Annotated in this window: 13 protein-coding genes, 1 pseudogene and 1 riboswitch; of the genes and pseudogenes, 6 read left to right on the forward strand and 8 right to left on the reverse strand. The window is 45.3% G+C overall.

All coding sequences use genetic code 11. The features are described 5' to 3' along the window. Window positions 1-9: 9 nt before the first annotated feature. Complete coding sequence (gene pgmB / locus HF569_RS10120) at window positions 10-681, forward strand: beta-phosphoglucomutase (RefSeq protein WP_168902324.1); 672 nt, start codon at window positions 10-12, stop codon at window positions 679-681. Between the two features lie 263 nt (window positions 682-944). Here pgmB and HF569_RS10125 read toward each other — a convergent pair whose 3' ends face one another. Then, window positions 945-1,715: a Cof-type HAD-IIB family hydrolase gene (locus HF569_RS10125; RefSeq protein WP_168902325.1), complete on the reverse strand. Its 771-nt coding sequence runs from the start codon at window positions 1,713-1,715 to the stop codon at window positions 945-947. Window positions 1,716-1,870: 155 nt separating this feature from the next. On the opposite strand from HF569_RS10125, the gene HF569_RS10130 reads away from it, so the two are divergent. After that, window positions 1,871-2,518 carry a deoxynucleoside kinase gene (locus HF569_RS10130; RefSeq protein WP_168849253.1) on the forward strand — a complete coding sequence of 216 codons (648 nt, stop codon included), beginning with the start codon at window positions 1,871-1,873 and terminating at the stop codon, window positions 2,516-2,518. 607 nt (window positions 2,519-3,125) lie between these two features. On the opposite strand, the gene HF569_RS10135 is transcribed toward HF569_RS10130, so the two are convergent. The 3 genes from HF569_RS10135 to metK all read right to left on the reverse strand — a co-directional run bounded on the left by HF569_RS10135 (window position 3,126) and on the right by metK (window position 6,551). Beyond that, window positions 3,126-3,455: a DUF960 domain-containing protein gene (locus HF569_RS10135; RefSeq protein ID WP_168849252.1), complete on the reverse strand. Its 330-nt coding sequence runs from the start codon at window positions 3,453-3,455 to the stop codon at window positions 3,126-3,128. Window positions 3,456-3,521: 66 nt separating this feature from the next. After that, window positions 3,522-5,003 (reverse strand): MDR family MFS transporter, encoded by a 1,482-nt coding sequence (locus tag HF569_RS10140; protein WP_168902326.1) that lies wholly within the window; start codon window positions 5,001-5,003, stop codon window positions 3,522-3,524. Window positions 5,004-5,363: 360 nt separating this feature from the next. Continuing rightward, a complete protein-coding gene (gene metK / locus HF569_RS10145) occupies window positions 5,364-6,551 on the reverse strand; it encodes a methionine adenosyltransferase (protein ID WP_168902327.1) in 1,188 nt (395 codons plus the stop codon). Then, a riboswitch (SMK box riboswitch) is annotated at window positions 6,549-6,667 on the reverse strand. (Overlaps the previous gene by 3 nt.) Window positions 6,668-6,794: 127 nt before the next feature. Between metK and HF569_RS10150 the strand changes: the two genes are divergently transcribed. Both HF569_RS10150 and HF569_RS10155 read left to right on the forward strand, forming a co-directional pair. Continuing rightward, window positions 6,795-7,502: a hypothetical protein gene (locus HF569_RS10150; protein ID WP_168902328.1), complete on the forward strand. Its 708-nt coding sequence runs from the start codon at window positions 6,795-6,797 to the stop codon at window positions 7,500-7,502. A gap of 107 nt (window positions 7,503-7,609) precedes the next feature. Further along, window positions 7,610-7,951 carry a hypothetical protein gene (locus tag HF569_RS10155; protein WP_168902329.1) on the forward strand — a complete coding sequence of 114 codons (342 nt, stop codon included), beginning with the start codon at window positions 7,610-7,612 and terminating at the stop codon, window positions 7,949-7,951. A gap of 61 nt (window positions 7,952-8,012) precedes the next feature. Here the strand turns inward: HF569_RS10155 and HF569_RS10160 are convergent, their stop codons facing one another. Continuing rightward, entirely contained in the window at window positions 8,013-8,606 is a 594-nt protein-coding gene (locus HF569_RS10160; protein WP_211089709.1) for a hypothetical protein, read from the reverse strand. A gap of 318 nt (window positions 8,607-8,924) precedes the next feature. Between HF569_RS10160 and HF569_RS10165 the strand changes: the two genes are divergently transcribed. Continuing rightward, on the forward strand, window positions 8,925-9,245 hold the full coding sequence (locus tag HF569_RS10165; RefSeq protein ID WP_168902330.1) for a heavy metal-binding domain-containing protein: 321 nt from the start codon (window positions 8,925-8,927) through the stop codon (window positions 9,243-9,245). Between the two features lie 391 nt (window positions 9,246-9,636). Continuing rightward, the gene (locus tag HF569_RS10170; RefSeq protein WP_168902331.1) at window positions 9,637-10,203 is read left to right on the forward strand and encodes a matrixin family metalloprotease; all 567 of its coding nucleotides are present in this window, start codon (window positions 9,637-9,639) and stop codon (window positions 10,201-10,203) included. A 948-nt stretch (window positions 10,204-11,151) separates the two neighbouring features. Here the strand turns inward: HF569_RS10170 and HF569_RS10175 are convergent. The 3 genes and pseudogenes from HF569_RS10175 to HF569_RS10185 all read right to left on the reverse strand — a co-directional run. Continuing rightward, window positions 11,152-11,328, reverse strand: a pseudogene (locus HF569_RS10175) (helix-turn-helix transcriptional regulator); the annotation flags it as partial. Between the two features lie 362 nt (window positions 11,329-11,690). Then, window positions 11,691-11,858 carry a type II toxin-antitoxin system RelE/ParE family toxin gene (locus tag HF569_RS10180; protein WP_168902343.1) on the reverse strand — a complete coding sequence of 56 codons (168 nt, stop codon included), beginning with the start codon at window positions 11,856-11,858 and terminating at the stop codon, window positions 11,691-11,693. A 604-nt stretch (window positions 11,859-12,462) separates the two neighbouring features. Beyond that, window positions 12,463-14,163: a site-specific DNA-methyltransferase gene (locus HF569_RS10185; protein WP_168902333.1), complete on the reverse strand. Its 1,701-nt coding sequence runs from the start codon at window positions 14,161-14,163 to the stop codon at window positions 12,463-12,465. Window positions 14,164-14,392: the final 229 nt, after the last annotated feature.

Consider the following 14,392-nt stretch of genomic DNA (forward strand, 5'->3'; position numbering starts at 1 on the left):
TGTTTTGCTATGACAAAGTTTGCTGATATTAAAGGTTTCGTATTTGATTTAGATGGTGTTATTACGGATACATCAGTTCTGCACGGTACCGCTTGGCATCAACTAGCCGATTACCTGGGCGTCGCCTGGAATACCGAACTGGCCAATGGTCTCAAAGGGATCAGCCGGATGGACTCCCTGGAAATGATTCTTAAGGCCGGTGGTAAGGAAAACGACTACACGCAGGCCCAAAAGGAAGAACTGGCCGCCAAGAAGAACACCAATTATGTGGCTGAAGTCGACAAGATGACGCCGGCCAACATTCTTCCTGGAATGAAGGCCTTTCTGGACGATCTGCGTGCCAAGGGGTACTTGCTGTCACTGGCCTCTGCCTCCAAAAATGCGCCACGCGTTCTGAGCAAACTGGAACTGGCGGACTACTTCCCTAAGGTGGTCGATCCTGCCAGCTTGACTCACGGCAAGCCAGATCCTGAAATCTACACCAAGGGAGCTGAACTCCTAAATCTCCCCGCCAGTCAATGCATTGGCGTTGAAGATGCCGCAGCTGGCGTCCAAGCTATCAATGCTGCGGGAGAAGTCTCGCTGGGGATTGGTGACGCTAAGGAACTCGGTGCTGCTGACATGGTCTTTGCGAACACCGCTGATGTCACCTTGGCCAACATTGAAAAAGCTTTGGGTTAGCCTTGGGGCACCCCAGTTCAACTGAATAATTATGGAGCGGTCGGGACAACTGTCACGGCCGCTTTTTTCTAGCTAAAATTTGTATCAGAGAAGCACGCGCCAACTGACTAGCTGTTCCCTCACCCTTTTCGCCCTCATTTCGGCTCTAAAATGCCCTTTTTAGGCCATCAAAAAGCTACCGCGACTAAATGTACTTTTTCAGAATTAACAGTACCCAGCGGCCACGGTAGCCCCGATGAATCGTATTCAATTTCACACTTAATTTACTGAATCAGGCCAAAGTGCCGTAACCCTTTGACAATGCCATCATCCATATTGCCAGCCGTGACGTAAGCTGCCTTATTCTTGGCCTGGAAGACCCCATTCCCCATGGCAATAGGAATATCAACCTCATCAAACATTTGGAGATCGTTTAACCCGTCCCCGAAGGCATAAGTCTTAATACCAGCAAGACCGGCCTCTTTGAGAAATGTCCGAATCCCCGTCTGCTTGGTGATCCCGGTCTGCATAGTATCCAGTGCCCGTGGATTATTCCGGACGAACGAGAGGATCCCCGCAAACTTTTCTTGGTAAAGCTTCTCTTTGTCGCGGTTAAAGACATTCAAGAAATTAATATCCTGGTGTAAGTACCAAGTCGGATCAACCTGGGCGTCTAAGCGCAACAGCTTGAAGTTATCCGTGGTATCCTGATTAGCCTGACTGAGCCGAAATCCGCGGTTATTAAAGTACCCTAACGGATCACCCTGTTCTTTAGCAAACGCGGTAATGGCGGTCAACGTTTGCTGGTCAATCACTGCCGCCGTTAGTTTCTTGCCTTGATACTGCACGTAACTGCCGTTAGCACTGACGACCGCGTCGATTCCTGTCGCATCCAAGACATATTGAATCTCAAAAATGTTTCTTCCAGTCGCAATAACTGGTAGAATATGATGTTGTTGCATTTCTTGAATGGCTGCGATACTTGTCGGTAAGACATTCTTGTTATCGTCAAACAAGGTACCATCCAAATCAAAAAAGACGATTGCTTGATACATTTAATCAACCTCCTATTCCACTAATACCAACGGTTTCATTATACAACAATGACCAAAGTACTGGAAATGGCGGAATTTTTTCTTCCTGGCAGATTTAGTAGTCAGTCATTTTATGGTACACTATATCTTGTATTTCTAATAAAAGAGGGGCTATCATGGTGATAATTACAGCTGGAATGATCGGAGTCGGCAAAACGACTCTAACTGGAAAAATCGCATCACACTTAAATACGCAAGCATTCTTCGAACCGGTCGGTGATAACCCAGTGTTACCACTCTACTACCGCGATCCCAAGCAATACGGCTTTCTTCTGCAAATCTACTTTCTAAACAAACGGTTTAGCATGATTAAGCGGGCGCTCGCGGATGATAACAATGTTCTCGACCGTTCGATCTATGAAGACGCTCTGTTCACCCGAGAAAACAATGCGGAAGGTAACATCACGGATACGGAGCTCGAGGTTTACTTACAACTTCTCGACAACATGATGAACGAACTGGACGAACTTCCAAAGAAAGCACCAGACTTATTAGTCTACGCTGATGCTGACTTTGACACCATTCTTCACCGTATCAAGAAGCGTGGGCGTGATTACGAACAATTCGATAACAATCCTGAACTGGAAGCTTACTACAAGAAGATGTGGACGGCTTACCAAGGCTGGTTTGCCGATTACGATATCAGTCCTAAGATCAAGATCGACTTACAAAAGTACGACCTCGATCAACCTGGCAACACCGAAATCGTCTTGAGCCAAATTGACGATGCCCTAAAAGACATTCGTACCGACACAACGGTCTAACAACGGTCTTAACTAAAAAGAGCCCTTCTAAACTATGCCAACGCGTAGTTTAGAGGGACTTTTTATTATCTAGAAATGTATTTGATGGTCACCGTAACCTAATACAGTCCGGCCGTCAGAAACTTTGTCCGCTACGGGGCCCGTTCGTGGCCTGAGAAGCAATCCTCCAACTCAGTTTGACACCTAACCAGAATGGGTTAACACCATCGACACAGCTGGCGCCATCCCGCCCTCCTCTGGTTAAGCTAGTCTTTGGACAGAATATGACTTAAATAATTGATGGATCGTTTCAGCAATAGTAAATGATAACCTCCACGTAGCCGTGAGTGAGTCAAATTTGAGCTCAGCCGTGGGATTTGCCAAGTGACTTTCTTGGTAAATGGCGTCTTTGAGACGTGTTTTTTCGGCTCAAAGCGAGGTTCGAGACCGCTCTATGGCTCGAGCCGTCCTGCCCACAGCGATCCAGCTCAAATTTGGCGAACGGTAAGGCGGCAGTCTGATCGCATTGCAGCATGAAACAACGTGCTGTACAGGATGTCTTCTGTAGGTCGAATTAAAAAAAGCGCCGCTAAGCTACTTCAATGAGCAGCTCAGCGGCGTCCTTAATTTAACGATCTGCAGTTTCAGAAGGCAACAAGATGATCTGGCTGTCGCCATCATCGTATGCCAAGACAGTGTCTGGCAGCGCAGGAGCATAGGCAAAGTGAGTATCAAATCCCGCACTCAATGCACCTGGTTGATCATCGTCATCCATTTGCACGTATTCAAACGTTGTCGTCCCTTGGTTATTGTGTAACTTAAAGGTCAACAGATTTTCCAACGGGAAGACTCCCTGGAGATCATGGTCGATAATCTTCCATACGGCGTCGATCATGTCGCCAGGCAGAACCGCAACGGTCCCGTAACTGGCATAACGTGCATGATTTTTTTCGAACATTTTCTTCGCCTCCACTCTCGGTCATTTAGAACTATTATAACGTATTCATCTTTAAAACGGGAATAATTACGCTTGATGGTCATTCAGGCTCTGGGTCTCTCGCCGATCAAACAAGTTGACGATAAATGAGATCACGATCAACAGAGCGCCGGCAATGAAGATCACGTGCAACCCTTGATATAGAATACCATGAAGTGTTGGCAAAAGGTTGGCTGGCAAGTCTTTAGCCGTCTGTGGGTTAATCAACTTATTCATCATCGCCAAATTAGTGCCCGCATGTTGTGCCACACCACGCGCCATCGCCAGGTTCATGATGATTCCTAATACAGAAACCATGACGGTCTGCCCTAAGGTCCGGGCCAACGTGTTAAATGACGTGGCTACCCCGATTTCGTCAACCGCCACCTTACTCTGTACGGTCACCGTCGTTGTGGTAATGGTAATTCCGAATCCGGTCCCACAGATCGCGGCGATAATAAAGAAGCTCCAGAACGGCGTACTTGCAGGAATCACCGCCATGATCACGGCCCCTACCAATACGAGTGACAGGCTAATATTGACAATCTGATAAGGGGAGCGTTTCATTAATAATTTACCGGCAATAAAGGACCCCACAATCCACATCAAAGAACTGGGCGTGATTGCAAAACCGGCTTCGGAAGCCTTCAAACCTAACAATCCCTGCGTCCAAGTAGGCAAGTACACTTCAAATCCCATAATAAAGCCACTCAGTAGCGCCGCAATGAGGTTTTGGACGACGAAAGTTCGATTGGCAAACAGAGCCATGGGAATCAAAGGATCGGCTGTCCGCTTCTCTTGACGAATGAATAGCCAGAATGCCGCAATCGCCACGATAAAGCCAGCCACAACCCAAGTTAAATTGAGGTCACCTTCACCTAATAATTGGAAGGTCAACATCACGGCCAGTAAGCCAACGGATAGCCAGATACATCCGACCCAATCCAAACTGAATGCTTGACGCTCGATATTTTCATTCAAGTAGAACCAGATTAATAGCATGGTAATGATACCAATCGGAATGTTAATAAAGAAAATCCAGTGCCAGCTCAGCTGATCAACAATGAACCCACCTAACAGGGGCGCCACAACAGCGGCGATTCCCCAGGCAGAGCCGTTGAGGCCCATCACTCGGGCCCGTTGCTCTACCGGGTAGATATCTGCCAGAATCGTAAAGGAGACCGGCATGATAGCGCCAGCACCAATTCCTTGCAAGGCGCGCCAAGCAATTAGCGTCTCCATACTGTGTGACATCCCCGAGAGTGTTGAACCGATGACAAAGATCAAGAGTCCCACAAGAAAGACCGACTTGCGGCCAACGGTATCAGCCAACTTGCCATAAATTGGCGTCGCAATCGCGCTGGTCAATAAGAAGATGGAGAACACCCAATTCATTAAGGCTACCCCGCGCAGGTCCCCAACAATGGTAGGCATTGCGGTAGAGACGATGGTCCCTTCTACGGCGGACATGAACGTTGCCACAAAGACAGCAATCGTCACAATTTTAACGTTCGTTTGTTTCTTTTGCATAATTTCCTCCTACCGTTGGGCCCCACCACACAACGAAACTGAGTAGCCAAGCGCGCTACTTCCCAAATTCTGTTTGAAACAGTAATACTTTACATTATCACGGGTTAACTGCTAAAAAACAACCCCTCAACACTAATAAACTAACTTAATTGATACCTAACCTATCTCAGTATTCGTATTGTTAAGCTAGGTTAAATTGCCGCACTCCGGCTGCCAGGGGTTCCGCCTGCTGTGGGGACGCTTCAGTCTGGAGAACCACCAGTCTTCTCGCCCGCTTTGGAACTATTGATATCACAAAAATCCCGTTAGCCGACTAATGGTCAGACTAACGGGACGATTTTTCTTAATTCATTTTTGAGCTTACTTGCAAGCGGCCTTCAAAGCATCTACCTTGTCTGTGTGCTCCCAAGGTAAATCAATGTCAGTCCGGCCAAAGTGACCGTATGCTGCCGTTTGCTTGTAAATTGGCCGCTTCAGATCCAACATCTTGATGATGCCAGCTGGGCGCAGATCAAATAATTGACGAACGGCCTGGGCCAATTTGCCTTCTGAAACGGTCCCGGTGCCAAACGTATTGATGGAAACGGAAACAGGTTCCGCCACACCAATGGCATACGCGATTTGAACTTCACATTCGCTAGCTAACTTAGCAGCGACAATGTTCTTCGCGATGTAACGTGCTGCATAGCTGGCAGAACGGTCCACCTTCGTGGCATCCTTCCCTGAGAAGGCCCCACCACCGTGATGGGCTGCACCACCGTACGTATCAACGATGATCTTCCGACCAGTCAGACCGGCATCCCCTTGAGGGCCACCGATGACGAAACGACCAGTTGGGTTAATGAAGTACTTCGTTTGATCATCCAACAGTTCTGCTGGAATAACTTCCTTCACAACTTGATCGATCACGTCTTGGCGAATACGATCTAACGTCACGTCGGGATCATGTTGTGTACTCAAGACCACCGTATCAACGCGCTTAGGCTTACCAGCATCGTCGTATTCAACGGTCACTTCCGCCTTAGCATCCGGACGTAAGTAGTCGATGACGCCCATCTTTCGTAGACTGGCGATCCGACGCATGAGCGCGTGACTCAACGTAATCGGTAATGGCATCAATTCTGGCGTCTCATCAATGGCATAACCAAACATCAAGCCTTGGTCACCGGCACCAATCTTGTCTAATGGATCTTCGTCACCTTCGCGCGTCTCATAAGAATCATCGACACCTTGCGCGATATCTGGTGATTGTTCATCGATCGCGACTAAGACGGCACAGTTATCACCATCAAAGCCATATTGACCGTCCGTGTACCCGATTTCCTTAATCGTTTGCCGAACGACCTTCTGAATGTCCACGTAGGCCTTCGTTGAGATTTCACCAAAGACTAGGACTAACCCAGTCGTAACGGAAGTCTCGCAAGCCACCCGTGAATCTGGATCCTGTGCCAGCAAAGCGTCCAAGATGGCGTCACTGATTTGATCAGCAATTTTATCTGGATGCCCTTCTGATACGGATTCTGACGTAAATAAATGTCTTTCTTGCAATGGATATTCCCCCTAGATAGTGTTGACGACGAGTTGACCGATAATCTCGCGCCAGTCGGTTACAAGGCAGCTTCACTAGACTCGTGAATCCTATCGGGAATTGACTCATAACTTAAGCATTCTAACACATATCGCGAAGTCTTAAAAGCAACGGCGGACTTTTTTCAAAGAATGATTGACCGCGCCCAAAACTATATCTATTATAAAAGACAATACTATAACTTGTTGAAACGGAGCGATTCCATGACCACAATCATGGCCTTCTTTAAAAACCGAACGGTTCAGCAGATTTTTATCTTTGCTGTTTTTCAAAACATTCTTTGGTGGGTGGCGGGTTCCACCGCAGCGACGGGGTCCCCACTGGCCACTGACGTCAAGATCTACATAGGCGGGTACGGCCTCCTGCTGGCTAGCGGATACTTCTTGATTCTCAAACACCACTTCCAGTCGCACATTGGTCCCATCCTCGTCGTGGCCGCGGCAACGCTAGGTTTTCTCGCTGCACCCCATGACCACCAAATTCAATTCTTTGCCTTACTCCTGTGTGTTTTCTTAGTGCTGGCCTGCGTGCCCCAACTAGGGCTCCAGTCAGCATACGGGCTCGTAGCCTTTAGCTTTTTAGCTGGGGGCGGCGTTCCCGTGATCCTTTTCTTCCTACGTAACCACTACTTAGCCACCCAATTCTTAGTCCCCCTGATTCCACTCGTTGCCAGCTACCTTGTCTTGTTTGAGCCTTACTACGTCCACCGGGAGCGGGATTGGCGATGGTCGCTGGTGACACCATTAGTCATGGTGCTCGCCCTACTCACGCTCCCATTCTCTTGGCGGGTAATCCTGGCAATACTGGTCGTGGGTGCTTACTGGTGGCTGCAGCCTAAGATCAATCAACGTTACCAATTAGTGACAACTAGTGTGATCCAACTAATCCTCGGTTTATTTATTTTCAAATAGTCGTAGGGCCGTCCTTTTTTAAAGTTTCGCTAAGCTCCACTGATTTTGTCCCGTTCCAGCCAATTGCCGTGTTAAAATGGGGCATCATTGAAATTGGAGGAACCCCTATGCCTGAAATCAAAGTGATCGGTGACATCCTCAGCGGTAAATTTCAGCCCACGCTGACTGGCAATGCCGTTGTCGATGCTGCCCTGATCGATCGCTTTTGTCAGAGCCTCATCACCGCTCTGGCCTTAACACCCCATGCCGTTCAAGCTGAACATCATTGGAATCTTCAGGTTGACCCAGCTACCATCTATATCATCGACGATCATATTCTTAAAACCAGCGGTCACCACCGCGTGGCTAACGTGATCCCCGTCAGCCATTCTGACCTGCTCCACGGTCAAGTTGACGTGACTAAACGCAAGTTAGCCCCCATTCTGGCCGCACAATCGTCCCTGAAATAATTAATCCCACCAGCACAATCACATGCGGTGGGATTTTTTTGTGGATTGAGTGCGCTTCTCGCTAAGTGAAGTCTTTAATCTGTAGCAGCGATTCACTTAATAAGAGCGATCGGAATTCTAAGCGTTGCTGGAGGAGCATCAGCCCATCCGTTAACGAGAATGGCCGGCCGCTCACGTAGAACTGAACCTTTTCGAAGTAGAGATGGTGATTTTGAATATCAAACGTCCGCCGAATCTTATAATTAAAATGGGTATACGTCAACGTCTCAACGGCCGTCCCCGTCTTGATATCACATTGGTCCGCCTGTAGAAGTTCTGCTTTACTAAAGCAATATTTACGGTGTGACTGCCGATCCCAGAATTCCAGTTGGTACGTTGCGTCTACCGATTTCTGCAGGAAGTACCCGACCCGACGAAAAAAGTTCAACCGGAAGTGCGTTAGGTCACTAACATCCCGATAAAATAATCGCTGATGATGGTAGAACTCGAGGGGCTCATTCAGCCGTTGCTCAATTTCAATGGTCAACTGTCGATGAGCCTGATCTGAAGCCAAAAAACGATCAATAATTTCACGATCTTGTAAAGATAGCGGTTGCTGACGAGTCTCAGTGCTAGATAAGGCGCGCGGTGAATCTTGGTCGTTAGTGGTTGTCATAGGAACTCCCTTATTTGTGGACCCCTTGCTAGGTCTCCAATTTCCACTTTAACACATGCGTCTCAAAATTAACATCTAATATTATTCATTAAAAATACTATGTAAGCACTAACTTACCGACTATATTCAATTCTTACGTTCATAGGGGCTATTTAGGCCCGCTTCCATGAATAAATAGCCAGATTTTGCCTAATCATTCAGCCAACTTTTTTCTGCAAGCGACGCAAAAAGCGAAGAATCGTTTTGACCCTCACTTTAGTTGTTTTTCCCAATGACTACCGGTATATTAGGGATAGATCAATGAGGAGGATGTCTACTATGTCAGAAATTTTAGTGACCACCACAGAAAAGATTCCGGGAAAAGAATATGAGGTATTAGGCGAAGTCTTCGGTCTTACCACGCAATCGAAGAATATCATGCGTAATATCGGTGCTTCACTCAAAAATGTCGTCGGTGGCGAGATCAAAGATTACACCAAAATGCTGAATGAATCCCGAAACATCGCCATCGAACGTCTCCGCCAAAATGCCGTCGCCATGGGCGCAGATGCTGTGGTCATGATGCGATTTGATTCCGGTTCGATTGGGACCGATATGCAATCGGTCGCTGCATACGGAACCGCTGTCAAATATCTGTAATTCACCACACATTTACGAATGTGTTACTATCGAATGTTCGTTACATGTCTTACACTTATCTAGTTAGTCAATAGAGCAGACGAAGTGACTCTCAAAAAGAGTTCTACTTTATCTGCTCTTTTTTTGTTGTTTGAAATTATCGTTACAACCCAATTTTTCCAAATTTTCAAGTAGCCACAATCCCCGATGTGTAACGCTTTTCGAGGGTTTATGGCTGCTTTTTTTAGTTTTATATCCACCTCGGCAATATTGTCCCCCGAAAACTATCCACACTCACCATTGTGGCATAACAACTCACTTACGACTCGCTTTATACTAACGATAGTCAATAAGATATAACACAACCGAATTGTAAAACGTTCGGAATTAAATCAGAAAGCAGGTTATTAACATGTTAAAGAAAGTTGTTAAATGGACAGTTTTAGTTATCGCCACCATCGTTTTAACCCTCGCAAGTTTTAGTTCAACGATCTTCGCATCCGCAAGCAAGCCTACACCATCTTGGGGAAGCTGGGACGCTACCACGATTACTTACAAGACCAACACGTCATCCTCTTACTACAAGAGTGTTTGGAAGAACGCCGTTAAGCGTTGGAACAAAGTTGGGGTTGTTCAGTTAAAGGCTGCCAAGAGCGGTGAAAAAGCTGACATTACCTTAACTTCTTCCAAGTCATTGAGTACGAAGAACGGTAAACTTGCTGGTTACACGAATTACTCCTACTTAAAGAAGAGTAACAACAACGAAATCGTTTCCGCTAAGTCCACGTTGAACCGTAGCCTTCTAACCAAGTACGGTTACACGAAGAACCAACGGACGAACGTTGCAACTCATGAAATTGGCCACGCCTTAGGGTTAAGCCATTCAGCTGACAAGTCCAGTGTGATGTATGCTTCCGATCGTTACGCTTCAATCGACCACCAAGATAAGGTTGGTTTACAAAACGCTTACGAAGATTAATCATGATAATCTAACAACTTTCAGTTAATAACCAAACCTAGCCTGTCCAGCTAGGTTTTTTTATTACCATTTTTTTAAGGGCAGTCATGCAGACACTGTCGACGAGTCGCCTGCCCTACGCATACGTACCAGTTGTATTTAAAACCCAAACAGCCGCCAGCTACTATTGAACGAGTAGTTGACGGCTGTTTTTGATTGATTCTCTGATCGTGCCGGTGAACGTTAAAATATCCATTTAAGCGGGCCCTCCTTCGTCTCTTAGCCAAACTACCGGATACCATTGGATACTCTTCTTTCTGCCTAACCTCACCTGGGGCACGCTTACTTCCTGGTTCTCATGCCTCACCGAATTTCTTCCTGACTGACCGGAATTCCTACTTATCTTGTAGCGATCAGCAGTACCCGTTGTCAACTAATGTATAACCAGCTACTAACCAATCTAAGCCGCTTAGAACCACTTGACTGGTATGCCTGGTTCCTTAGCAGACCTACGCTAATCGCCAATTAGACGCTATTTCGTCCAACCAATTGGCATCGCTTGGTTTGTTGACGCTGGAAGCTGGTCAGCAGCTCGCTCCCTCCTTTTTGATGCGCTAGACGGCTATTCTTCTTAGACTGTGTGCCCCTCACTATGCTATCTAATTTAAAGAGGTGTAATCTCAACGAGCACTGCTGATCTTTCACCACCCCTTCACCAGTTACTTACTCTTATATACGTCTCAGAACGTCTCTCGCACAACCATACTTATGCTGTTCAGGACTGGCCTGAAACAATTGTTGACTCCTCTAATAACACAAATAAGGACATCTCCAGCTGGGGAGGTGCCCTTTTCCTATAGTGATCTATATTTAACAATTAAGATTCTACGTGAACGAGTGCATCTTTTTAACATAGCCTATGTTACTTTGAACAGAAAAAGCAATCCCAAATAAACAAATTCTTAAAAGTCAATTTCCAAATTTAATAGCTAACGGTTGATTTAAAGCCTCAGCAATTCTAGTCAATGTTTTTAAAGATGGATTTCCGTTTCCGTTTTCTACACGACTAATAGCATTTTGACTGGTTCCAACTAACTTTGCTAATTCACTCTGACTTAATTTAGCATTTTCTCTAGCTTCCATAAGACTAACAGCTAAGTCTAACTTGGCTTTTCATTTAACATATCTGCCTTGACTTTATCGTCCTTCATTCGCGCTTCAATGATAGTATCTACATAACCAGTCTTCATATTAAAAAACTCTTTATTTATATACTTTCCTACTGCATCACTTAAAGTAGAACCATCTATTTTAATTTCAAGGCTCATACATACTTAATTTAAAATTATTATACCCGTTATACAAGAAGTCAATAACATAGCAATGTCTCTAAAAGTAATACATTTTAAAATATGCTTTCTTCAAGAACAAAAATGACACAACGATAGATGGATCTAACTGAATGGGACCATCTAGACTACTTAGTATTGTTTGAAGTCATCCTCCCATCATTTCCGAACATCACGCCCATGCTGTTTTTCTCTTTCAGGCGTTTTATTGGTCTTCTTCCGGAAACCATGCGTAATTATATAACGGCTTCCGTCGGCTTGAAAATAAACTCCTCTCAGCCAATGTTTATTTTGCAAAGCCCTAATTTCATATAAATTGTTCTCAATTCAGCCAACCTATCCCACTTTTCTGGCAGTCGGTAATCCATACTCTTCAATGGAAGCAATTACGGACAACAAACAAAAAACGACAAACGCTGAATACTCAACGTCTGTCGCACTTTTGTGAAAACCGAACATGTTCTTTGTGATACCGGAGGTGGGGTTCGAATATACTCCGGGGTTCGTACCTCTGCTACCTCCATTACCCTTTCTTCCTAAGGGTGTATATTATCCTAGTCACGAGTTAGTCATGACCTCATTATGCATTAATCAGCTAATACCATTCATTTCCTGCTGACTGTCCTCGCTGAACGTTGGCTAGTCCTGTTCTTCCTTTGGTTGGTCAATAACCTACTTAGTCATGGATTCGGTCATCTAGTCATGACTTAGTCACGGATTGCTGGTGACTTGACCTGTTTGCTCTTCGGTCAACCTCATCAGCCGGATAACCCATCACTTAGTATAATGGTAGAAAGACCATCAAACTCTTACTGCCACAAGCGTCTTCAACGTTGACGGGACAATCATCACACCACTTCGCCCAATCTACATTCTTAGATGCATAATATTCAGTCACTGGATAAGGATTGTATAGCTATTCATGGCCGATTTATTTTTTCAACTCTCTGATTTCAGCCTTCAGCCGTCTAACTTCGCTCCTCAACTTAGCGTTGCTGTTAGCGGCCTTGGCGTCTTCCTCAGCCCACAACTTCTTGTAGATATACAGCGTTGATTTAGCGATATCGTAATGCTCAAGGAACTCCTTATCTGACAATGCAGAATACTGGTAATCCTGTCGCACTTCATTGGCTCTTGCTAACCGCTGCTCTTTACGCTCCTGATTGTAAACTTTGCGTGGTCGTGCTTTACCATTCGCTCGTCGCCATCTCGTCGTATCAGACTTAGCTTCATCCGACCTAGACTTTAAATATTGAAGATGATATTTATCAGCTATTGTTTTGGTGATTTTCAAGCCATCTTCAACCTCTTCCGCCGAATAACCGTCAAACCAATCATAAGTGTTTAACTTCTCAATATCATTGTTGGCGAACATCATACCGTTTACAACTGGGCTCTCATAACCAGACAAGGCATAAAACCCACTATAGTCAGTGGATAAATCTTCAGTATAACCATACAGCTTTGACAAGAAGAACCATAGATACTGATAATATGTTGATTTCTCCTCAACCGTCTTCGATTTCGCTCCAGTATGCTCAATGGCTCTAACTGGAGTTATTCCTCTCAGGTCACTTAGCATCAATCCGGATTTGCCAAGCTCAATATCATCTTCATCAGATTGCATGATTAAATATTTACCATCCATAATCTCAAAATCAATATCGCCTAAGTCTTGTTCGGTTAACGTTGTCTGCTTACCATCAGTTTCTACATTACCAGTTAGGTCTTCATTCTCGATAATATAATCCTCATCGCTCATGACTAGGTATTCAGGTTGCAACCGTAAAAGGTCATCGACTATCTTCCGGTCATTAATCGTCGCATGTTCTGATTCCGGCAACTCATCATATGGATGATAGCCAAAGAAGTACTCGGGGCGCAAAGCGTCTAACTTGGCTAACCGTAACCTAACTAAGCTATCCAAGTACATACTCCTCGTGCGTTCAATCGTTATGTAGTAACGACCCATCTGTGATGCCATTGCTGCTGTTACACCACTTCCGCTAAATGTATCAAGTATCAAATCCTCGGTATCAGAGTACATCTCAATTAGTGACTTCCACAATGAATTCGGCTTTTGCGTCGAATGAATCCGATGCCTAAGGTCTTCGGTGGCCGAATAGGATAACAGTCCATCTTCATAACCTTTATCCTTCAGCTGTGTTTCGATTCTCAAATTAAATGTATTATCATCCGATTTGGTCGCCACAATGTAAGACTCAAATACCTTACTTTGGCGCTTGTGCGGTTTCCTATCCTTGGCGTTCGGTTTGTGCCAGACAAATAGCCTGGGGTATGTACTCCTATCACTCGGATTCCCAAATCCATTAGCCAATAAGCCATTCACTAAGTCACCAACCTGACCATCGCCACAGAAGATTACCGCTGTACCAGTCTTCTTCACTTTGGGACTAATTAGCTTAATCCACTCGTCAAGGTCAAATCCACCTTTACTGGTATCACCACTATCCCAGTCCTTACCTAGATAACCAATGTTGTATGGCACATCCGTCAATAGCAGGTCAACTGATTCATCATCAATCACATCAAGATAATCATGATAGTCACCTTGGTTAACTGTATCAATTAGCTTGCGCATATCCGCGGACATGGCTCTTCTATCCATCATAGTTTCATTTCACCTCATCATACTCATCACTAATCCGAATTTAACTGCTAAGTTAATCATATCACTACGCTGTTACGGCGTATATGCTCGTACTTAATTTAATCGGCCTATTCGGATTGGCCTGATAGCTCGGTGCAACGTACTCGTCGCTCTAGCCCGCGACCCTTCATTTCATATCATCATACTTATATTAATCAGGATAACCTAATACATGGCAACTGGACTGGCC

Source organism: Levilactobacillus tujiorum (assembly GCF_012641185.1).
GTDB classification, from domain to species: Bacteria; Bacillota; Bacilli; order Lactobacillales; family Lactobacillaceae; genus Levilactobacillus; species Levilactobacillus tujiorum.